Annotated in this window: 21 protein-coding genes and 1 riboswitch; of the genes, 13 read left to right on the top strand and 8 right to left on the bottom strand. The window is 59.7% G+C overall.

What is annotated here, in order from left to right:
• The first annotated feature begins 292 nt into the window (after window positions 1-292).
• The 3 genes from brnQ to ACKLNA_RS25075 all read left to right on the top strand — a co-directional run bounded on the left by brnQ (window position 293) and on the right by ACKLNA_RS25075 (window position 2,895).
• The gene (gene brnQ / locus ACKLNA_RS25085) at window positions 293-1,606 is read left to right on the top strand and encodes a branched-chain amino acid transport system II carrier protein (RefSeq protein ID WP_085710552.1); all 1,314 of its coding nucleotides are present in this window, start codon (window positions 293-295) and stop codon (window positions 1,604-1,606) included.
• A gap of 150 nt (window positions 1,607-1,756) precedes the next feature.
• Entirely contained in the window at window positions 1,757-2,494 is a 738-nt protein-coding gene (locus tag ACKLNA_RS25080) for a DUF599 domain-containing protein (protein ID WP_085710553.1), read from the top strand.
• A complete protein-coding gene (locus tag ACKLNA_RS25075; protein ID WP_248737923.1) occupies window positions 2,494-2,895 on the top strand; it encodes an MAPEG family protein in 402 nt (133 codons plus the stop codon). The genes ACKLNA_RS25080 and ACKLNA_RS25075 overlap by 1 nt, the downstream gene beginning before the upstream one ends.
• Before the next feature lie 77 nt (window positions 2,896-2,972).
• On the opposite strand, the gene ACKLNA_RS25070 is transcribed toward ACKLNA_RS25075, so the two are convergent.
• Window positions 2,973-3,209, bottom strand: a complete 237-nt coding sequence (locus tag ACKLNA_RS25070; RefSeq protein ID WP_011333123.1) for a hypothetical protein — start codon at window positions 3,207-3,209, stop codon at window positions 2,973-2,975.
• Window positions 3,210-3,367: 158 nt separating this feature from the next.
• On the opposite strand from ACKLNA_RS25070, the gene ACKLNA_RS25065 reads away from it, so the two are divergent.
• From ACKLNA_RS25065 to ACKLNA_RS25050, 4 genes are all read left to right on the top strand, one after another.
• Entirely contained in the window at window positions 3,368-3,844 is a 477-nt protein-coding gene (locus ACKLNA_RS25065; protein WP_085732282.1) for a PaaI family thioesterase, read from the top strand.
• Window positions 3,841-4,293, top strand: a complete 453-nt coding sequence (locus tag ACKLNA_RS25060) for a PaaI family thioesterase (protein WP_085710558.1) — start codon at window positions 3,841-3,843, stop codon at window positions 4,291-4,293. Before ACKLNA_RS25065 ends, ACKLNA_RS25060 begins: the two co-directional genes overlap by 4 nt.
• A gap of 81 nt (window positions 4,294-4,374) precedes the next feature.
• Window positions 4,375-6,279, top strand: a complete 1,905-nt coding sequence (htpG, locus tag ACKLNA_RS25055; RefSeq protein ID WP_408987416.1) for a molecular chaperone HtpG — start codon at window positions 4,375-4,377, stop codon at window positions 6,277-6,279.
• Between the two features lie 68 nt (window positions 6,280-6,347).
• Window positions 6,348-7,076 (top strand): dienelactone hydrolase family protein, encoded by a 729-nt coding sequence (locus ACKLNA_RS25050; RefSeq protein WP_192553116.1) that lies wholly within the window; start codon window positions 6,348-6,350, stop codon window positions 7,074-7,076.
• A gap of 215 nt (window positions 7,077-7,291) precedes the next feature.
• Here the strand turns inward: ACKLNA_RS25050 and ACKLNA_RS25045 are convergent, their stop codons facing one another.
• Both ACKLNA_RS25045 and ACKLNA_RS25040 read right to left on the bottom strand, forming a co-directional pair.
• Window positions 7,292-8,158: a pirin family protein gene (locus tag ACKLNA_RS25045; protein WP_408987415.1), complete on the bottom strand. Its 867-nt coding sequence runs from the start codon at window positions 8,156-8,158 to the stop codon at window positions 7,292-7,294.
• Window positions 8,159-8,219: 61 nt separating this feature from the next.
• The gene (locus tag ACKLNA_RS25040; protein WP_065260454.1) at window positions 8,220-8,636 is read right to left on the bottom strand and encodes an OsmC family protein; all 417 of its coding nucleotides are present in this window, start codon (window positions 8,634-8,636) and stop codon (window positions 8,220-8,222) included.
• Window positions 8,637-9,013: 377 nt separating this feature from the next.
• Here ACKLNA_RS25040 and ACKLNA_RS25035 point away from each other — a divergent pair, with 377 nt between their 5' ends.
• Entirely contained in the window at window positions 9,014-10,639 is a 1,626-nt protein-coding gene (locus ACKLNA_RS25035; RefSeq protein ID WP_085710562.1) for a methyl-accepting chemotaxis protein, read from the top strand.
• 53 nt (window positions 10,640-10,692) lie between these two features.
• Here ACKLNA_RS25035 and ACKLNA_RS25030 read toward each other — a convergent pair whose 3' ends face one another.
• Genes ACKLNA_RS25030 through purM form a run of 3 tightly spaced genes read right to left on the bottom strand, consistent with a single transcriptional unit; the run spans window position 10,693 to window position 13,123 of the window.
• Entirely contained in the window at window positions 10,693-11,406 is a 714-nt protein-coding gene (locus tag ACKLNA_RS25030; protein ID WP_085710569.1) for a DUF3108 domain-containing protein, read from the bottom strand.
• A gap of 8 nt (window positions 11,407-11,414) precedes the next feature.
• Window positions 11,415-12,065, bottom strand: coding sequence for a phosphoribosylglycinamide formyltransferase (gene purN, locus ACKLNA_RS25025; protein WP_085732288.1), 651 nt, complete (start codon window positions 12,063-12,065; stop codon window positions 11,415-11,417).
• Complete coding sequence (gene purM / locus ACKLNA_RS25020) at window positions 12,065-13,123, bottom strand: phosphoribosylformylglycinamidine cyclo-ligase (RefSeq protein WP_248737914.1); 1,059 nt, start codon at window positions 13,121-13,123, stop codon at window positions 12,065-12,067. Before purM ends, purN begins: the two co-directional genes overlap by 1 nt.
• A gap of 375 nt (window positions 13,124-13,498) precedes the next feature.
• Here purM and ACKLNA_RS25015 point away from each other — a divergent pair, with 375 nt between their 5' ends.
• From ACKLNA_RS25015 to ACKLNA_RS24995, 5 genes are all read left to right on the top strand, one after another.
• Window positions 13,499-14,554 (top strand): DUF2066 domain-containing protein, encoded by a 1,056-nt coding sequence (locus tag ACKLNA_RS25015; protein WP_408987414.1) that lies wholly within the window; start codon window positions 13,499-13,501, stop codon window positions 14,552-14,554.
• A 36-nt stretch (window positions 14,555-14,590) separates the two neighbouring features.
• Window positions 14,591-15,664, top strand: a complete 1,074-nt coding sequence (locus ACKLNA_RS25010; RefSeq protein WP_085710575.1) for an AI-2E family transporter — start codon at window positions 14,591-14,593, stop codon at window positions 15,662-15,664.
• Window positions 15,665-15,883: 219 nt separating this feature from the next.
• Window positions 15,884-16,588: a DnaA regulatory inactivator Hda gene (gene hda / locus ACKLNA_RS25005; protein WP_025111852.1), complete on the top strand. Its 705-nt coding sequence runs from the start codon at window positions 15,884-15,886 to the stop codon at window positions 16,586-16,588.
• A gap of 214 nt (window positions 16,589-16,802) precedes the next feature.
• Window positions 16,803-17,420: a C40 family peptidase gene (locus tag ACKLNA_RS25000; RefSeq protein ID WP_248737912.1), complete on the top strand. Its 618-nt coding sequence runs from the start codon at window positions 16,803-16,805 to the stop codon at window positions 17,418-17,420.
• 218 nt (window positions 17,421-17,638) lie between these two features.
• Window positions 17,639-18,175, top strand: coding sequence for a C40 family peptidase (locus tag ACKLNA_RS24995; RefSeq protein ID WP_408987413.1), 537 nt, complete (start codon window positions 17,639-17,641; stop codon window positions 18,173-18,175).
• Window positions 18,176-18,243: 68 nt separating this feature from the next.
• Here ACKLNA_RS24995 and ACKLNA_RS24990 read toward each other — a convergent pair whose 3' ends face one another.
• Both ACKLNA_RS24990 and ACKLNA_RS24985 read right to left on the bottom strand, forming a co-directional pair.
• Window positions 18,244-19,557 carry a PQQ-dependent sugar dehydrogenase gene (locus ACKLNA_RS24990; RefSeq protein WP_408987412.1) on the bottom strand — a complete coding sequence of 438 codons (1,314 nt, stop codon included), beginning with the start codon at window positions 19,555-19,557 and terminating at the stop codon, window positions 18,244-18,246.
• Between the two features lie 66 nt (window positions 19,558-19,623).
• A complete protein-coding gene (locus ACKLNA_RS24985) occupies window positions 19,624-20,208 on the bottom strand; it encodes a hypothetical protein (protein WP_085710581.1) in 585 nt (194 codons plus the stop codon).
• A gap of 166 nt (window positions 20,209-20,374) precedes the next feature.
• Window positions 20,375-20,601, top strand: a riboswitch (cobalamin riboswitch).
• The last annotated feature ends 21 nt before the right edge of the window (window positions 20,602-20,622 follow it).

Genomic DNA, 20,622 nt, shown 5'->3' with positions numbered 1-20,622 from the left:
CCTTCGGGTGGCCTTTGTCGTTTCTGATGTTCGGTTTGACGATGGCGATTTATAGGCACCTGCCCAATTACATGCAAAAACGCGACACAGACACGTCGCGTATCGGATAGTTCGCCCTCAAACAGTGCGTTTGTCAGACAAATTCGTTAGGCTAGCAGCCATTTTTGCGTCTGCCGCCCACAAGGCATGCAACGCGCTAAACGGGTCAGTCTTATACGGATTGACAGCATTTCCCTAACCCCACAGGGAAATCCCCCTCTAAATTCCGATTCAGTAGTGTGGTATTTCCTTAATGAAAGTTTTGAAAGGTCAGGACATCCTGGCACTTGGCTTTATGACATTCGCCCTGTTCGTCGGGGCCGGCAACATCATCTTCCCGCCTATCGTCGGTTTGCAGTCCGGGCCAAACGTCTGGATGGCGGCGCTGGGCTTCCTGATCACGGCGGTCGGTCTGCCGGTGATCACCGTTGTCGCGCTGGCCAAGGTCGGCGGGGCGATGGATGCCTTGAGTACGCCGATCGGCAAGATCGCCGGTGGTGTGCTGGCAGCCGCGTGCTACCTGGCGGTCGGCCCGTTGTTCGCCACGCCGCGTACCGCGACCGTGTCCTTTGAAGTGGGACTGGCGCCGCTGACCGGCGAAAGCCCGCTGGCGCTGTTCCTCTATAGCTCGGTGTATTTCCTGCTGGTGTTCTTCATCTCGCTTTATCCGGGCCGTCTGCTGGATACCGTAGGGCGTTTCCTCGCGCCGCTGAAGATCATCGCCCTGGCGGTACTCGGCATTGCCGCGTTCGCGCTGCCGGCCGGTGACATCGGCGTGGCCACTCCGGAATACGTCGCTGCGCCGTTCTCCCAAGGCTTCATCAATGGTTACCTGACCATGGATACCCTGGGCGCACTGGTGTTCGGCATCGTCATCGTCAACGCGATCCGTTCTCGTGGCGTTGAATCGCCGGCGCTGATCACCCGTTACGCGATCATCGCCGGGCTGATCGCCGGCGTCGGTCTGGCGCTGGTGTACGTCAGCCTGTTCCGTCTGGGCTCCGGCAGCCATGAAGTGGCTGCAGGTGCAACCAACGGCGCGGCGGTGCTGCACGCTTACGTGCAACATACCTTCGGTTCGCTGGGCAGCGGTTTCCTCGCGGTGCTGATCTCCCTGGCGTGTCTGGTGACGGCGGTCGGCCTGACCTGTGCCTGCGCCGAATACTTCAGCCGCATCGTGCCGCTGTCCTACAAGACTCTGGTCATCATCCTCGCGGCATTTTCGCTGCTGGTGTCCAACCTGGGTCTGACCAAGCTGATCGCGTTCTCGATCCCGGTGCTGACCGCGATCTACCCGCCGTGCATCGTGCTGGTGGCCCTGAGCTTCTGTGCCGCGTTCTGGCATGAGCAGAGCCGCATCATGGGCCCGGTGATGCTGGTGTCGTTCGTGTTCGGCACCATCGATGCGTTGAAAGGTGCCGGTCTGGCTGACTGGATGCCATCGCAACTGTCCCACCTGCCGCTGAGCGAGCAGGGCCTGGCGTGGCTGGTGCCATGCGTGATGACCCTGGTGGTCGCAGTGGTTTGTGACCGCCTGCTGGGCAAGCGCGCCGAAGCCCTGGCCTAAGATTGCCGGCCCGTCACAAGCGGGCTTGAGCGATTAAACAGAAATGCCCCGTATCAATCGATACGGGGCATTTTTTATGGGCGTCAGGCAGTGTCTTTTCCTTTCGGCTAACGTCGAAGGGGAGCCGAAATCTTCCACACAGGAATTTGCATGTCGTTCATCCAAGCCAACCTGATCCACCTGCTTGCCGCGCTCTGGTTCGTCATCTGCTGGGGCGGTTACACCCGTTATGCCACCTGGAAGGCCCGTGACACCGCGTGCCTGGCCAGCGTGTTGCACCTGTACCGCGAAGACTGGATGCGCCGCATGCTGCTGCGTGACAACCGCATTGCCGATGCCAGTGTGATCGGCAACCTCGAGCGCAACGCCTCGTTCTTCGCGTCCAGCACACTGATCATCCTGGCCGGCATCCTGACAGTGCTCGGTGCTTCGGAACGTGCAGTGTCGTTGCTGGCGGACATCCCGATGGTGCAGCAGGCCTCCCAGGGCATGTCGGAGATCAAGTTGCTGTGCCTGGCGCTGGTGTTTGTCTATGCCTTCTTCACCTTCAGCTGGTGCATGCGCCAGTACAACTTTGCGGCGGTTCTGGTGGGCTCGGCGCCGATGATCGGTGAGCGTCAGGTGTCCGAGCAGGAGCGCAAGGCGTTCGCTTCCCGGGCGGCGCGGGTGATTTCGATGGCGGCGAACCAGTTCAACTTCGGTCTGCGCTCCTATTACTTCGGCATGAGCATGCTGGCGTGGTTCGTCAGCCCGTGGCTGTTCATGCTGATGAGTGCCGGTGTGGTACTGGTGTTGTACCGCCGCGAGTTTCATTCCGACGTGCTCGATGTAATGGTCTATACCCCTACAGAGGCGCCGTTGCCCGAAACGATCAAAGAGGCTGCTTGATGAGTATTCCGTTCTGGTGTGTGTTTATCAGTGCGTTGTTGATTTACGTGGCGCGCATGCCCGTGGGCAAGGCCATGAAAGAGCAGGGGGGGTACAACAATCACCTGCCGCGTCAGCAGCAGGCGCAACTCACCGGCTACGGCGCCCGGGCACTGGCGGCACATCAGAACAGCATCGAAGCGTTCATCCTGTTTGCCGTTGGCGTACTGATGGCGCATACCACGCAAACGGCAGGATGGTTGATCGATACGTTGGCGATCATCTTTGTGATCGCACGGATTCTCTACTTGTGGTTCTACCTGGCCGATATTCCCAAGCTGCGCAGTCTGGTGTGGCTGGTCGGCTTAGTATGTTCATTGTTGCTGATGATTAGTCCGACTTTTAAAACCGCATTGCTCTAACAAGGCATTACCAGAAAATGACAGGCAAAAGAAAACCCGCACTTGGCGGGTTTTCTTTTTTGCCATCGAGAAGCGGCTTATTGCTTCTTGGCAGCTTCTTCTTGCGCTGCAGCGTTCGATTCGGCCTGATCTTTGGCGGCTTCGGCGTTTTCTTTCGCCGCGTCGTTCACTTTATCCTGAGCTTCATTCATTTTCTGCTGAGCTTGTTCAGCATGTTGGTTGGCATCTTGAGCTTTGTCCTCGGATTTTTTATCGCAGGCAGCGAGACCGAGGGAAGCGGTCAACATCAAGGCAATAGCTAAAGTCTTACGCATGGGGTGTTTCTCCTTATGGAAAATAACTACTGGCCTTAAGAGCGCAGCCCCAAGGGTTAAGTTCCTCATTTCTCACAGATATATAAGTTTGTTTTGCAATGGAACTTTTGCTGTTCTTTCCACTACCGGGAACAGTGACTAACAAGAGTAATTGTCAAATGGCCGAAAACCCTGTTTTTGAGCGTGCGACCCGCTTTCTCTCGGCCCTGCGCCACTGCCAGGTACTGGGTTTGAAAGTGCACAGCGCCAGCAGCGAAGGCCTGACGGTGGTCTTGCCGTACAGCGCACAAATCGTTGGCAACCCGCTGACTGGTGTGGTCCACGGCGGGGCGATCACGTCGCTGATGGACACTGCGTGCGGTATGGCCACCTTGTGTGTTTTGCCGGAATTCGAAGTCTGCCCGACCCTGGATTTGCGCATCGACTATATGCACGCCGCCGAACCGCATAAGGACGTCTACGGTTTCGCCCAGTGCTACCGGGTCACCACCGACGTGATCTTCGCCCGGGGCTTCGCCTATCAGGATGATCCCGAACATCCCATTGCCCATGTCGTCGGAACGTTCATGCGCATGGGCAAGGGACTCAAAGGTACCAAGGGCTTTGGTGGCGCGATCAAGGGAGAAAACCCATGAGCGATGATTTCAAGCAGCAACTCCAAGAAGCCCACGAGAAGGGTGACTATGCTCCGCTGCTGGCGTTGATCCCCTATGCGGGACTGATCGGTGTCGAATGCGCTCGAGTCGGGGATGATCTGCTGTTCAAGCTGCCGGCAAACAAGGACAACATAGGTAACCCTTTATTGCCGGCGATCCACGGCGGGGTGATTGCCGGGTTCATGGAGCTGTCCGCTGCGCTACACCTGCTGATTTTCACCGGTGCGCCCGGCGTGCCGAAGATCATCGACTTTTCTCTGGATTACCTGCGGGCCGGGCAGTTCCGCGATACCTGGGCCAGGTGTCAGGTCTGCCGTCAGGGACGGCGGGTGGCCAACGTCGCGGTCACGGCCTGGCAAAGCACCGAAAGTGAACCGATTGCCACTGCCCGCGCCCACTTCAAAATCGACGAGCCCTTGAAATCCTGAACACCGCCCCCAACTCAGTGAACAACCCGCCGCAGACCACCTGGGTCGCGGCCAATGCCATCTGATTGGAGTTTGATGACCATGAGTGTGGAAACTCAAAAGGAAACCCTGGGCTTCCAGACCGAGGTGAAGCAACTGCTGCACCTCATGATCCATTCGCTGTATTCCAACAAGGAAATCTTCCTTCGCGAATTGATCTCGAACGCCTCCGACGCCGTCGACAAATTGCGCTTCGAAGCCCTGGCCAAGCCTGAGTTGCTCGAAGGTGGCGCTGAACTGAAAATCCGTGTGAGCTTCGACAAGGACGCCAAGACCGTCACCCTCGAAGACAACGGCATCGGCATGAACCGCGACGATGTGATCACCCACCTGGGGACCATCGCGAAATCCGGCACTGCTGATTTCATGAAAAACCTGTCCGGCGATCAGAAGAAGGATTCGCACCTGATCGGTCAGTTCGGCGTGGGTTTCTATTCCGCTTTCATCGTTGCCGACCAGGTTGACGTATACAGCCGTCGCGCCGGCACCGCTGCCAGCGAAGGCGTGCACTGGTCGTCGAAAGGCGAGGGCGAGTTCGAAGTCGCCACCATCGACAAACCAGAGCGTGGCACCCGTATCGTCCTGCACCTGAAATCCGGTGAAGACGAGTTCGCCGACGGCTGGCGTCTGCGCAACACCATCAAGAAGTACTCCGACCACATTGCGCTGCCGATCGAGCTGCCGAAAGAAGTCTCCGCCGCTGAAGGCGAAGAGCAGCCTGCGCAAGAATGGGAAACCGTCAACCGCGCCAGCGCCCTGTGGACCCGTCCTCGCACCGAAGTGAAGGACGAGGAATACCAGGAGTTCTACAAACACATCGCCCACGACTTCGAAAATCCGCTGTCGTGGAGCCACAACAAGGTGGAAGGCAAGCTCGAGTACAACTCGCTGCTGTACGTGCCGGCCCGCGCACCTTTCGATCTGTACCAGCGTGAAGCGCCGAAAGGCCTGAAACTGTACGTACAGCGCGTGTTCGTGATGGATCAGGCCGAGTCGTTCCTGCCGCTGTACCTGCGCTTCATCAAGGGCGTGGTCGACTCCAACGACCTGTCGCTGAACGTTTCGCGGGAAATCCTGCAGAAAGACCCGATCATCGACTCGATGAAGTCGGCGCTGACCAAGCGCGTGCTGGACATGCTGGAAAAACTGGCGAAGAACGAGCCTGAGCAATACAAGGGCTTCTGGAAAAACTTCGGTCAGGTCATGAAAGAAGGCCCGGCAGAAGATTTCGCCAACAAGGAAAAAATTGCCGGTCTGCTGCGTTTCGCATCGACCAACGGCACCGATGGCGAGCAGATCGTCGGTCTGGCCGAGTACCTGGCGCGTGCCAAGGAAGGTCAGGACAAGATCTACTACCTCACTGGCGAAACCTACGCGCAGGTCAAGAACAGCCCGCACCTGGAAGTCTTCCGCAAGAAAGGCATCGAAGTGCTGCTGCTGACCGACCGTATCGACGAGTGGCTGATGAGCTACCTGAGCGAATTCGACGGCAAGAGCTTTGTCGACGTCGCGCGCGGTGACCTGGATCTGGGCAACCTGGACTCGGAAGAGGACAAGAAGGCCGCAGAAGAAGTCGCCAAGTCGAAGGAAGGTCTGGTCGAGCGTCTGAAAACCGCGCTGGGCGAGTCCGTTGCCGAAGTCCGCGTTTCCCATCGCCTGACCGATTCGCCAGCCATCCTGGCCATCGGCGAGCAGGATCTGGGTCTGCAAATGCGTCAGATCCTCGAGGCGAGCGGGCAGAAGGTGCCGGATTCGAAGCCGATCTTCGAATTCAACCCGAGCCACCCGCTGATCGCGAAACTCGACAACGAGACCAGCGAAGAGCGTTTTGGCGACCTGTCGCACATCCTCTTCGACCAGGCCGCCCTGGCGGCTGGCGACAGCTTGAAAGACCCGGCCGCATACGTGAGCCGTCTGAACAAGCTGCTGGTCGAGCTGTCGGCTTGATCGAAATGTAGAAAAACCCGCTTCGGCGGGTTTTTTCATTCTGGTATTCAACCCATCAGGAGTCAGAAATGAGCCAAGTCACTGTACGTTCCGTGGTCTATCAGATCGATGGCCAGCCTTATGAAGGTCGATTGGCGTTCGACGCCGAGCACAAAGGCGCACGTCCGGGCCTGTTGATGGCACCGAACTGGATGGGCGTCAGCGCTGGCGCGGAAGAAATCGCCAAATCGGTGGCGGCCAAGGGTTATGTGGTGCTGATCGCCGACGTGTACGGGCAAGCCGTGCGTCCGCAGAATGGCGACCAGGCGGGTGCGGCGATGATGCCGCTGAAGAATGACCGCGCACTGCTGCGCAAGCGTATGCAGGCTGCGTTCGAACAATTGCAGAAGCAGGGCGAAGCCGCCGTCGATACCTCGAAACTGGCGGTGTTCGGTTTCTGCTTCGGCGGTTGCTGTGCACTGGATCTGGCCCGCACCGGTGCGGCGGTCAAGGCTGCCGTGTCGTTCCACGGCACGCTGGATTCGCCGAACCCGGCGGATGCGAAGAACATCAAGGGCTCGGTGCTGGTGCTGCACGGTGCTTCCGACCCGCTGGTGCCGAAAGAGCAACTGCCGGCATTTGAAGACGAAATGAACGCGGCTGGCGTGGACTGGCAATTGCTGAGCTACGGCGGCGCGGTGCACTCGTTCACCGATCCGCACGCCAATGTTCCGGGCAAGATGATGTACGACGCGAAGACCGCCAAGCGCGCTTTCAAGTCGATGCATGATTTGCTGGAAGAAGTGTTCAACGGCTGAAGCCTGAAGAGCAAAAGCCCCTCATCGGAACGCCGCCCGCCTAACCCTCTCCCGAAGGGAGAGGGGATTGATTGGGGGTGCTCAAGTATTACACCGACCTGAAATGGCTGTGTTGAATCCATAATCGCCATGATTTTTCAGGTCGGTGTATAACGCAAGACAGCTCGGTCGGCTCCCTCTCCCTCTGGGAGAGGGCTGGGGTGAGGGCAAGCGGTTTAACGCGGCAGCTCGATTCGCTCACTTTCCCCCGGCACCGTCGGCCAATCCCCGGCCGCCCACTTGCGCCGAGCTTCATCGATCGCCGCCGGATCGCTCGCGACAAAATTCCAGTTGATCCGCCGTGGCCCGTCCAGTGGCGCGCCACCAAACAGCACGGCATGGCTGTCGCTCTCGGCGAACAGGCTCATCGCTTCCCCGGCCGGCAACACCACCAGATCGTGGGGCTCCACGGTTTCTCCGTTCAATTGCACATCACCGCTCAACACATACAGCGCTCGCTCCTCATGTTCGGTGGGGATCAACAGGGTGGTTGCAGTCTGCATTTTCAGTTCGGCATACAACGTCGGAGAAAGTACCGGCACCGGCGATTCCAGGCAAAAGCCTGACCCGGCAATCATGCGGATCTGCACGCCGAGGTTATCGCTGACCGGCAGCGTCGAGGCCGGGTGATGGCTGTAATGCCCGGGACCCTGTTCGTGATCCTTGGGCGAGGCGAGCCAGATTTGCAGCCCATGCATCTTGAAGCTTTGTTCCCAAAGCGGTTTGGGCGTGCGCTCGACATGGGCAATCGCGCTGCCCGCCGTCATCCAGCTGACATCGCCAGCATTGACGACCTGATCCGAGCCGAGGCTGTCCTTGTGCTGGATCTGCCCCTCGAACAGATAGGTCAAAGTCGACAGGCCGATGTGCGGATGCTGTCGGATGTTCATCCCTTTGCCTGCGGGATAAAGCGTTTCAAGCATGTGATCGAAAAACACGAAAGGCCCGACGCTGCGGCATTTGGCTGACGGCAGCGGGCGCAGGATCGGCTGGCCTTCGACGTCTTCGGCGCGCGGGCGGATGATCAGGGGTTGGGTGTCCATGGTGCGTTCCAGGCTGGGCGGGTGATGCGTGGAGCATAACCCGCCGGTGTCATCGTGATGATTACTGGCTGTCGAAGCCTTGTGGGGCGTGGGTTTCGATGGTGACTTCGCTGGTGGTCATCAGTTTGTGAATCGGGCAGCGGTCGGCGACGCGCAGCAGTTCTTCACGCTGGGCATCGGTGAGCACGCCTTTGAGTGTCAGGGTGACGTGCAGGGCGTATTTGCCTTTCTGTTCCTGACTGTTGTCGCGCTTCACCTCTACGCCGACGCCTGTGAGCGGGATGTCTTTTTTCTTCGCATACAGCTTCAGGGTCAGGGCCTTGCAGGCGCCGAGGGCAGCGTCGAAATAATCATGGGGTTCAGGCGCGGAGCCTTCGCCGCCTGCCGTGGTGGGGACGTCGGTAAACAATTCGTGCTCATCGATCTGTACGGTGTGACGGAAACCTTCGGCGGACACGGTATTGACGGTAACGGTCATGTGAACCTCGCAAGCAGTAGGAAAAGTCATTCGATCAAATAAGACCTTGCAGGTATAGAGCATTCCCGCAGGGGCGCGTTCCACTTTCTTGCCGGCGTGCGGCAGAGCGTCAGGTTATGCCGGTGAGTCGAGGAATACTTGTGCCGGTGTTTCGTCTGCCGACCTGCTTCAGGGTTTTCAGGTAACTTGCCGTTGATCATGCGGCGAACAGCGCTCAAGTCCGGCAAAACCGTCGCTGAATCGTTAATGCCGAGGGTTCGAAGTATTAAGGCCTTTTGATATCACCTTTTGGTCTTACGCAAATTTTCGCCGGGCCGATACCTTCTAAAGCAGCCAGCTGCAGGGTTGATGCAGCGCTTTTGGAAGGAACCAGAGCAATGAGTATCCGCAGTCTCAATATTGCCCCCCGTGCCGGCCTGGGCTTCGGTCTGTTGGCACTGATGGTGTTTGCCCTCGGAGCGTTCGCCCTGCTGCAGATGTCGAACATGCGGGCCCAGTCCGACGAGGTCGACAAGAACTGGCTGCCCAGCGTGATGGCAGTGGGCGAAATGAGCCAGGACATGCTGCGTCTGCGCGCCCTGACCATGCGTCTGTTGCTCAATCGCGATCCGCAGGCCCTGGACCAGAATGTCGCCAAGCTCAACGAGCTGCGCAGTGTGTTGAGCGAAGCCCAGCAACGTTACGACATATTGATCGTGCTGCCAGAAGAGCGAGCATTGTTTGATCGCTTCAAAGTCGCGGAGCACAAGTATCTGGAGTTGCAGGCTCAGGTGATGGCTCTATCTGCTCAGGGAAAGGTGGAAGACGCGGCCAGCATTCTCAATACCCAGATGAACCCGCTGGCCGACGACATCGCCGCGACCCTCAAAGAACTGGTGGAACTGAACAAGCACAACGCCAACCTCGCCACCGAGGCCGCGCGGCTGGTGTTCATCAATTCGCGGGTCTGGGTCGGGGTAATGATCGGCATCACGGCACTGATCACCATTGGCCTGGCGTTGCTGCTGACCCGCAGCATCGTGGTGCCGCTCTCGCAATCACTGGGAGTTGCTGAGGTGGTGGCCGGCGGCGATCTGACCGGCGATATCAGCATCATCGGCAAGGATGAGCCGGCGCGGCTGCTGCATGCGCTCAAGAGCATGCAGCACAGTCTGCGCGACACCATCCGGCAGATCTCGGAATCGTCCAGCCAACTGGCTTCGGCCTCGGAAGAGCTGAGCTGCGTCACCGAAGATGCGACGCGCGGCTTGCATCAGCAGAGCCTGGAAATCGAGCAGGCCGCCACCGCGGTCAATCAGATGACCGCCGCCGTTGAAGAGGTCGCCAGCAACGCCGTGGCGACTTCCGAGGCATCACGGGAATCGGACCGCATTGCCCAGCATGGCCGTGAGCAAGTGCAGCAGACTGTGTCGTCCATCGAACTGCTGGCGGATGACGTTACTGCCAACGCCACGCAGGTGGAGGATCTGGCGCAGAAGGTCTACAGCATCAGCAAAGTGCTGGAGGTGATCCGTTCGATTGCCGAGCAGACCAATCTGCTGGCACTGAATGCGGCGATCGAAGCGGCCCGTGCCGGTGATGCCGGGCGCGGCTTCGCGGTGGTGGCCGACGAGGTACGGGCGCTGGCCCATCGCACCCAGCAGTCGACCCAGGAAATCGAGCAGATGATCGGCGGCATTCAGCAGGGCACCGATTCGGCGGTCAGTTCGATGCAGCAGAGTAATGTTCGTGCGCGCTCGACACTGGAGCTGGCGAAAGCGGCGGGCGTGGCGCTGGAGGAAATCGCTTCCGCATTTACCTTGATCAACGAACGCAATCTGGTGATCGCCAGCGCTTCGGAAGAGCAGGCTGCCGTGGCGCGGGAAGTGGATCGCAACCTGATGAATATCCGCGACCTGGCGATGCAGACCTCGGCAGGGGCCAATCAGACCAGTGCGGCGAGCCAGGAATTGTCGCGGCTGGCGGTGGACCTGAACAACATGGTGGCCAAGTTTTCAGTTTGATCACCGAATGACAGGCGAAAAAAAGCCCCGCGTTTGCGGGGCTTTTCGTTGAATCAACTGCCTTTGACTGTCTTGCCGTTGACCGTGCCGTCCTGGAGCATGATGTTGTACTCCTTGCCGTCGGTCTCGACCTGTTGCAGGCGGACCAGCAGGTAATCCCAGTCCTTGGCGAACCACATGACAGTGGTGCGCTTGCTTTGTGTCGGATCACGCACGCGCTCGACCTTGATCGCGTCGATCTTGCCGGCCTTGGTCTCGACTTTCTCGGTACCCAGGACGCGGAAGTCATAGGTATCGACATCGCCACCGTCGACCACCTGATAGCTCATGGTCTTCTTGCCGGAGGCGACATCATGCTGCAGCGCCAGCTGGTAGGTGGACTTGTCGACCATGCCACGGTTCAGCGGGACTTTGACCGCGTCGCCACGGTCGGTGCCGGTGACCAGTTTGTTGTTCCAGTCGAAGTCCAGATCAGCCTTTTTCGCCTTGCCCAGGCCACCACGTTCGAAGTGGTAGGACTGCGGAAGCAGGGTGTCCTTGTCCAGGGTCAGGGTGCTTTCCTCGGACAGGCTGGCGATCATCATCGAAGCCTTGAAGCTGAGCTTCCAGACGCCGTTGGCTTCCTTGGTCAGGCTGCGTTCGGCGGTACCGCTCATGGGCAACTGTTTCCAGTCGGCGGTGTAGCTGGCGGAGAACGGTTGAAGGTCTGCCGCCTGGGCGAAAGGCAGGGCGAGCAGAGCGCAAGCGAAGAGCAGGGCGCGACGCATAAAATCTCCTAGTTTCGAATCAAGTGACCGCTGGCCCCGAGTAACTGGCCATCCAGTAAAGCACCTTGCTCGCCGAGGGTCAGCCGTCCTTCGGCAAACCAGCGTACGGCCATCGGGTAGATCAGGTGTTCCTGAACGTGAACCCGCTGCGCCAGACTCTGCGGCGAATCGTGCAACTCTACCGGTATTACTGCCTGTACGACCAGTGGTCCGCCATCGAGTTCCTCGGTGACGAAGTGCACGGAGCAGCCGTGTTCGGCGTCGCCGGCTTCCAGCGCGCGCTGATGAGTGTGTAACCCTTTGTATTTGGGCAGCAGCGACGGGTGGATATTGAGCAGGCGACCCTGATAGTGCCGGACGAAGTCAGCGCTGAGAATGCGCATGAAGCCGGCCAGTACCACGAGTTTCGGATTGAATTCGTCGATCAGTTCGATCAGGGCGGTATCGAAGGCCTCGCGACCTTCGAAACCCTTGTGATCCAGCGAGCGGGTGGCGATACCCGCGTCACTGGCGCGTTGCAGGCCGTAGGCGTCGGCGCGGTTGGAAATCACCGCAGCGATGCGGACCGGGCTGTCGCCGGTCCGCGTGCTGTCGATCAGGGCCTGCAAGTTACTGCCGGTGCCGGACAACAGCACCACGACATCACAGGTATTAGGCATTAGTGAGCCTTGAGGTTTTTCAGCTCGACCTGGGCAGCGCCTTCGGCAGCGACACCGATCTGGCCGATGACCCAAGGCTGTTCGCCGGCTTCACGCAGGGTGTTCAGGGCAGTTTCAACGTGCTCCTGAGCGACGCAGATCACCATGCCCACGCCGCAGTTCAGTACGCGGTGCATTTCGGTCTCGTCGACGTTGCCTTTCTCTTGCAGCCAGTCGAAGACGGCCGGGCGGGTCCAACTGGCCACGTCAACCACGGCTTGAGCGCCTTTTGGCAGAACGCGCGGGATGTTGTCCAGCAGGCCGCCACCGGTGATGTGGGCCATGGCCTTGACGGCGCCGGTGTCCTTGATCAGCTTGAGCAGCGGCTTCACGTAGATGCGGGTCGGGGCCATCAGCAGATCGGTCAGCGGCTTGCCGTCGAGCTGAACGGTTTCGATGTCGGCGCCGGACACTTCGATGATCTTGCGGATCAGCGAGTAGCCGTTGGAGTGCGGGCCGGACGACGGCAGGGCGATCAGGGCGTCACCGGTGGCGACTTTCGAGCCGTCGATGATTTCGGCTTTTTCCACGACACCGACGCAGAAGCCGGCCAGATCGTAGTCTTCGCCTTCGTACATGCCAGGCATTTCAGCGGTTTCGCCGCCAACCAGCGAGCAGCCAGCCAGTTCGCAGCCAGCACCGATACCGGTGACGACAGTGGCGGCTACGTCGACGTTAAGCTTGCCGGTGGCGTAGTAGTCAAGGAAGAACAGTGGCTCGGCGCCGCACACCACCAGATCGTTGACGCACATGGCGACCAGGTCCTGGCCGATGCTGTCGTGCTTGTTCAGGTTCAGTGCCAGGCGCAGCTTGGTGCCGACGCCGTCGGTGCCGGAAACCAGTACTGGCTGCTTGTAGCCGGCCGGGATTTCGCAGAGGGCGCCGAAACCGCCCAGGCCGCCCATGACTTCCGGGCGCGCAGTGCGCTTGGCGACGCTCTTGATGCGTTCGACCAATGCTTCACCGGCGTCGATGTCTACACCGGCGTCCTTGTAGCTCAGGGAGGGTTGCTTGCTCATGATCCAGGCCTTTAGGGGAGGGGATTCAGGGGTAACGACCGAGTTCAGCGGGAACTTCGAAATCGAGGGGGCGATGGCCTCACGCGAGTTTCGAGGTGCCCGGCTGTTGCCGGTCTGCGAAGGCGCGCGATTTTATCAGGCTTGAGGGGCAGCGGCCATCCTCACGCCGACGGGCAGGGGCATATCGGCCGAAATTTTTTGCAAATGAAGCTGTGGGTGACATCACGGGTGCCTGTATAAGGAACCGTCTATCGTTAGGGCTGTGCAAAAACTTATCGCCAGCGTGTGAATGTTTTGCAACGGCCAGTGGTCACAGGCTTGCTCAATCCGGTTCACGCGGCCTGTTCCAGCCGCTCTTGTCGACGGGAATTCTCCATGCGTTTGTGTAAATTGCTGTTTGTGGGCTGCTTGTCTCTGGTCAGCCTGGCGAGCCAGGCCGAAAACGTCAAAGGGCTTTATCAGGTGCGCGAACCGGTCAACGGCCAGTCGCCGGAGGAGCGTGATCGTGCCACGCAAGCGGCACTGGATACGTTGGTGCTGCGTCTCACGGGGGATCCGAAGGCGCCGCAGAATCCCGGGCTGGCGCCGATTCGCAAGGATCCGCAACAGATCATCAGCCAGTTTGGTTTCGATGCGGGGCCGCCGGAAGTGTTGAAAGTCGACTTCGATCCGGCCACCACCGAGCAGGCGCTACGCCGTGCCGGGTTGTCGCTGTGGGGCGCGAGCCGGCCGTCGATTCTGAGCTGGTGGCTGAACGACTCCACCGAAGGCTCGAGCCTGGTGGGTGACGGTCAGGCCAGTGCGGCGCCATTGCGGCGTGCCGCCCAGCACCGAGGGTTGCCGTTGCGTCTGCCGCTGGCGGATCTGAGTGAGCAACTGGTCGCGACCGCGCCGACGCTCGAAGGCACCGACCCCGCGCCGCTCCATGCGGCGTCTGAACGCTACAACGCTGACGCCTTGCTCGCCGTGCATGCCCGCGAAGAAGGTGGTCAGTGGCAAGCCAAATGGCACTTGTGGTTGGGTGATCAGAAAGAGGCGGGAAGTGTGCAGGGGGCTGATCAGGCCGCTGTCGCCGATGCCGTGATGCTGGCGGTGGCCGAGCGGCTGGCGCCGCGCTTTGTCGCCAAGCCTGGCGCTTCGGGTCAGCAGACTCTGGAAGTGCAGGGCATGAATCTGGAGCATTACGCGACGTTGCTGCGGATGCTCGAGCCTTTTGGTGTGCGGCTGCAGAGTGTCGATGCCGATCGCATTGTTTATCGGGTCAACGGCAGCGCCGATCAGTTGCGGGCGCAATTGTCGCTGGCGAAGTTGCAGGAAATGCCGGCCGAGGCGCCAGCTCCGGTGGCTCCGCAGCCTGCAGTGCCAGGCGGGGCGCCTGCCGTTGCGCCGGCGCCGGTACCTGCGGCGCCGTCGTTGCGATTCCGCTGGTAGGTTTTTCTTTCATATATAGAAGCAATGGAGTGTTACATGGCCGATACGCGGCGTTGGTTCTGGCTCGGTGGGGTGCTCCTGCTTTGCGCGTTTGTCTGGTTGCTGCATCCGATCCTCACGCCGTTTCTGGTGGCGCTGTTGCTCGCTTATCTGTTCGACCCTTTGGTGGATCGTCTGGAACGTCTCGGTTTGTCCCGCACCTGGGGCGTGATTGCGGTGTTCGCCTTGTTCACCCTGATCTTCACCACGTTGCTGCTGGTGCTGGTGCCGATGCTCGCCAAGCAGTTGCTGCGTCTGTACGAACTGGCGCCGCAGATGCTCGACTGGCTGCAGCACACGGCGTTGCCATGGGCGCAGTCGAAGCTGGGGTTGTCGGATGGCTTCTGGAAGTTCGACAAGGTCAAGGCCGCGATCACCGAGCACATGGGCCAGACCACCGACATCGTCGGCGTGGTACTGAGCCAGGCCACCGCTTCCAGTCTGGCGCTGATCGGCTGGCTGGCGAATCTGGTGCTGATCCCGGTGGTGAGTTTCTACCTGCTGCGCGACTGGGACGTGATGATGGCCAAGATCCGCAGTCTGTTGCCGCGTGATCGTGAAGAGCGCGTAGTGGCGCTGGCAGGCGAATGTCACGAGGTGCTCGGGGCGTTCGTACGCGGGCAGTTGCTGGTGATGCTGGCGCTGGGCGTGATCTATGCGGCGGGGCTGATGATTGTCGGTCTGGAGCTGGGCCTGTTGATCGGCCTGATCGCCGGTCTGGCGGCCATCGTGCCTTATATGGGGTTTGTGATCGGGATCGGCGCGGCGCTGATTGCCGGGCTGTTTCAGTTCGGTGGCGATCTGTACCCGATGATCGGGATTGTTGCGGTGTTCATGGTCGGTCAGGCCCTGGAAGGCATGGTGCTGACGCCTCTGCTGGTGGGGGATCGAATCGGCCTGCATCCCGTAGCGGTGATCTTTGCGATCCTGGCCGGTGGTGAGCTGTTCGGCTTCACTGGTGTGTTGCTGGCGTTGCCGGTGGCGGCGGTGATCATGGTGCTGGTGCGCCACGTCCATGATTTGTACAAGGACTCCGAAATGTATAGCGGAGTCGATGATCCGAAGCTCTGATGCGATGGAGGGCGGCCCGGTGGATTGCCGGGTTGGCCCGTCTCGTGCAGGCAATGCTGGCGCCTGTGCGCCAAAGAAACTGTCATAAAACCAGTGTGTTAACGCAAACCTTTGATTTTGCTTGGGGTCTGTCGCATTGTGCGCTCCGCTTCACGGGTATAAACTTCGCACACTTTACACAGAGGCCACTAACGGTTCCTTGGGAACTGTTCAGTCAGCATGAAACCGATTCAGCTGCCCCTAGGTGTGCGTCTGCGTGACGACGCCACCTTCATCAACTACTACCCAGGCGCCAATGCCGCTGCACTCGGCTATGTCGAGCGTCTATGCGAAGCCGACGCCGGCTGGACCGAAAGCCTGATCTATCTGTGGGGCAAGCACGGGGTAGGGCGTACGCATCTGTTGCAGGCCGCGTGCCTGCGTTTCGAGCAGATGGGCGAACCGGCGGTGTACCTGCCGCTGGCCGAGTTGATGGATCGCGGCATCGAAATCCTCGACAACCTCGAACAGTATGAGCTGGTCTGCCTGGATGACTTGCAGGTGATTGCCGGCAAACCCGACTGGGAAGAGGCGATGTTTCACCTGTTCAACCGTCTGCGCGACAGTGGTCGTCGATTGCTGATCGCCGCCTCCACCTCGCCGCGTGAATTGCCGGTAAAGCTGGCTGACTTGAAGTCGCGCCTGACCCTGGCGCTGATTTTCCAGATGCGTCCTCTCTCCGATGAAGACAAATTGCGTGCCCTGCAACTGCGTGCATCCCGTCGTGGTCTGCATCTGACTGATGAAGTCGGGCATTTTATTTTGACTCGCGGCACCCGCAGCATGAGCGCGCTTTTTGACCTGCTCGAGCAACTCGATCAGGCCTCTTTGCAGGCTCAACGCAAGCTGACCATTCCCTTCCTGAAAGAAACCCTGGGCTGGTAAAACCGGGGCTTTCAGCGGGTTTCGGCATATTTCAGGCGCCAGAAAATCCGCTTTCCTGTGCATTGCGCAGGCTGCGTCTCGATTCAAATAGGCTTAAGCGCTTAGATGTAAACGAGAAACCGGGAAGTCACAAAAAGATCGATTGAATTTGCAAATGAGGCTGATAGCGGGCATAGTCTCGGCTTCTTTACAACTATCAGCCACGGTCGTGCCCATGCTAAAGCGCTTCGCACCCCTCGTGCCTCTCGCACTCGTCACCCTGTTGTTCGGTTGCGCTGCTCATTCACCTGTTCAAGAGCAGCAACAACAGGCTAAAAATTCTGCCACCGCCCAGTCTTCCGTTATTTACCAGGAAGAGCTGGACACCGAAAAGGAACTGGCCGCTTTCAACGGCAAGAAGCCTTACCAGCTTCCGGTTCTGGCCGACAGCATTCTTGAACGCGGCATGTCCCTGATCGGTACCCGTTACCGTTTCGGCGGTACCTCTGAAGCCGGGTTCGATTGCAGCGGTTTCATCGGCTACCTGTTCCGCGAAGAAGCCGGCATGAACCTGCCGCGCTCCACCCGCGAAATGATCAACGTGGATGCTCCGCTGGTATCGCGCGGCAACCTCGAGCCGGGCGATCTGCTGTTCTTCGCCACCAATGGTCGTCGCGGTCGTGTCAGCCACGCCGGGATCTACCTGGGCGACAACCAGTTCATTCACTCCAGCAGTCGTCGCAGCGGCGGTGTCCGTATCGACAGCCTGGGTGACAGCTACTGGAGCAAGTCCTTCATCGAAGCCAAACGCGCTTTGGCGAACGCTCCAACCGTGGTTACCGCTCGCAAGTAATCACGCTTTTGTCGCCACGCTCGTGGCGACAGGCGGTCCTTCAGAGGCAATAGACTTAAACTTTACAAGGTGAAGTTAAAGTCTTACTTGAAGTTTGCCGCGTAGCCGCTAGAATCCTGATCTATATTGATGGCAAACCGCCTGCGTCCCAACGCAGGCGGTTTTGTTTTCTGTCGAATCGGCAGTAAAAGCCGCAGCCAGATCAGGATGTTCTGCTTATGACGATGACGGCCCGCCTTGCCCTGATGTTCTTCGCAGCGCTGCTCAGCGCTTGCGCCAGCCGCATTCCGCCGCCAGCCCCCGTGGTTCGCGCGCCGATTGTGTTCGGATCTTCCCAGGCTTTCTCTCCCGCTGCCGAAGACGTGCTGTTCCGCGCGCTCGGGCTGGTGGGCACGCCTTATCGCTGGGGCGGCAACACGCCGGACTCGGGCTTCGATTGCAGCGGCTTGATCGGTTTTGTCTACCGCGATGCGGCCGGCATCAGCCTGCCGCGCTCGACCCGCGAGATGATCGTCATGCAGGCGCCGAATGTCGGCAAGGAAGGGCTGCAGACCGGCGACCTGATCTTCTTCGCCACCAATGGCGGCTCTCAGGTCAGTCATGCGGGAATTTATGTCGGGGAAGGGCGTTTCGTTCACGCCCCGGCCACCGGCGGTACAGTGAAGCTGGACAGTCTGTCGAAAGCGTATTGGCAGAAAGCCTATCTGAGTGCCAAGCGCGTTCTGCAACCGGAGCATCTGGCGCACAACCCGTAAAGCTGCGAATCAATAAAAAACCGTGGGAGCACATTGGCTCCCACGGTTTTTTTGTTTCAGGGCGTGGGCTATTTGGCCGCCGACACCCGCCACACCTTGTTCCCCACATCGTCTGCGACCAGCAAAGCACCTTGCTGGTCGATCACCACGCCAACCGGGCGACCCAAAGCGTTTTCATCCTTGTCCAGAAAACCGGTGAGTACATCCACCGGCGTTCCGCTCGGCTTGCCAGCGCTGAACGGCACGAAGATCACCTTGTAGCCACTGTGCGGCTTGCGGTTCCACGAGCCGTGCTGGCCGATGAATGCGCCTTCCTTGAATTGGGCCGGCAGCGTGCTGCCCTCGGCGAAGGTCAGGCCCAGTGAGGCGGTGTGCGGGCCGACGGCGTAATCCGGAGCAATGGCTTTGGCAACAAGGTCCAGGTTTTGTGGTTCGACGCGCACATCGACGTGCTGGCCGTAATAGCTGAACGGCCAGCCATAGAAGCCGCCATCCTTGACCGAAGTGATGTAGTCCGGCACTAGATCACTGCCGATCTCGTCACGCTCGTTTACCGCAGTCCACAGCGCGCCGCTTTTCGGCTCCCAGGCCAGGCCGTTGGGGTTGCGAATGCCTGAAGCGAAGATCCGGTGATTACCGGTCGCCCGGTCCACTTCCCAGATCGCCGCGCGACCTTCTTCCTGATCCAGACCGTTTTCGCCGACGTTGCTGTTCGAACCGACCGTGACGTACAGCTTGCTGCCATCCTTGCTGGCAATGACGTTCTTGGTCCAGTGATGGTTGAGCGGGCCGCCCGGCAGGTCCACGACCTTGATCGGCTGGCTCTTGATTTCGGTTGTGCCGGGTTCGTAGTGAAAGCGCAGCAGGCGGTCGGTGTCGGCGACGTAAAGATCGTTGCCGACCAGCGTCATGCCGAACGGTGAATTGAGGTTTTGCAGAAACACCGTACGTGTCTCGGCCACTCCATCGTGATCGGCATCCCGCAGCAGGGTGATGCGGTTCGGGCTCGGTACGCCGGCACCGGCGCGGCCCATGACTTTTTTCATCACCCAACCGCGTATGCCTTTGCCATCGTCCGGTTTTGCCGGGGCATTGGTTTCCGCCACCAGCACATCGCCGTTGGGCAGCACGTAGAGCCAGCGCGGGTGATCGAGATTCTCGGCAAACGCCGCCACCTGGGTGCCTGCTGCTGGCGTCGGTTTCGCGCCCGCCGGCCAGCCGATCGCCGGGGCGATGTTCACCGTCGGGATCAGGGTCTTGTTCGGTTCGGGCAGTTTGGGGGACGGGCCGGTGCCGTCCGAGACTTGCAGGCTGGAGGATTCACCACAGGCGGTGAGCCCTCCGGCGAGTGCGATGACGAAAACGAGGTGGGGCTTGCGCATTACTGATCTTCCCTATGAATGCATTCCTAATCATAGAGAAGCACACGAGCCCGATGGTTCAACCTCTCAGCCGCGTGCCTCCTTGAACAGCACGGCAATGCCGGGATGGTAATTGCCGGCCTCGCTGCGCAATTTGCGGTAGGCGTACGGGAAGTACCAGGCGACGGCGCAGGTGTGTTCCTTCTGCAGGTCGTCAACCATGTCCTGCAGCTCTTCAGGGCTGGCGCTGTGCTGGGCTTTCTGAGGAGCGACGAACAGGCAGCCGAGTTTGAGATCGCTGGCGTAGCTGATGCGCTTGGCGTCGCTGGTGATATCGGCCAGGGCCTGAGTCAGATTCAGGCTGTTGACGCGCGGCCAGCGTTGGGTCGCCTGAATGTAGGCGCGATCTTCGGCGCCGGCCAGGAACAGGTCGGCCCGGGCATTGCGTTCGCCTTCTTCGTTCTGTTTGCGCGTGGCGGTGTCGCGCAGGGTGACCAGTTCGGCCATCCATGCGGCGGCGGACAACAGGCCGAGGTTGGCTTTTTCGTCGTGCCAATAGGGTGTGTCGTTGTCGCCGCGCACGGCGTTGTAGCGGTCGATACAGTCAAACCATCGTTCCAGCACCGGGCGCAGGAATTCCAGCCGCGGATTGCTGATGATCATGCCTTGCATGGTGCTCTCCCTTGTTATTGTGATGTGCTCTCTGCAGTCAAAAAGCATGGCTCTTTGATATCACTGCTGACAGTGTGGCACAAGATTGGCGTCAGATAATTGATCGACGGCAGTTATTTGCCGCACGACCCCCTCTTCATTTGACGCTCCACCCCCAACCCTCTAACCTTCGCGGCTTGTTTCAGGTGCTCTGTGACCGCTGTCGACAGAGTGAAACAGGGAAGCCGGTGAGGATTGTCTTCAAGCGAAGAACCATCACGATCCCGGCGCTGCCCCCGCAACGGTAAATGAGTGAAAGCTGCGCCTAATGCCACTGCTGCAAAGCGGGAAGGCGCGCAGCCAGGCGAACGCCGCTCATGAGTCCGGAGACCGGCCTGATCCATCCAGCGGCATCACGGTGGGCGATGCCAGGCT

The organism is Pseudomonas sp. UV AK001, assembly GCF_046097675.1.
GTDB lineage: Bacteria > Pseudomonadota > Gammaproteobacteria > Pseudomonadales > Pseudomonadaceae > Aquipseudomonas > Aquipseudomonas kribbensis.
This window is presented reverse-complemented; position numbering and strand designations above follow the sequence as displayed.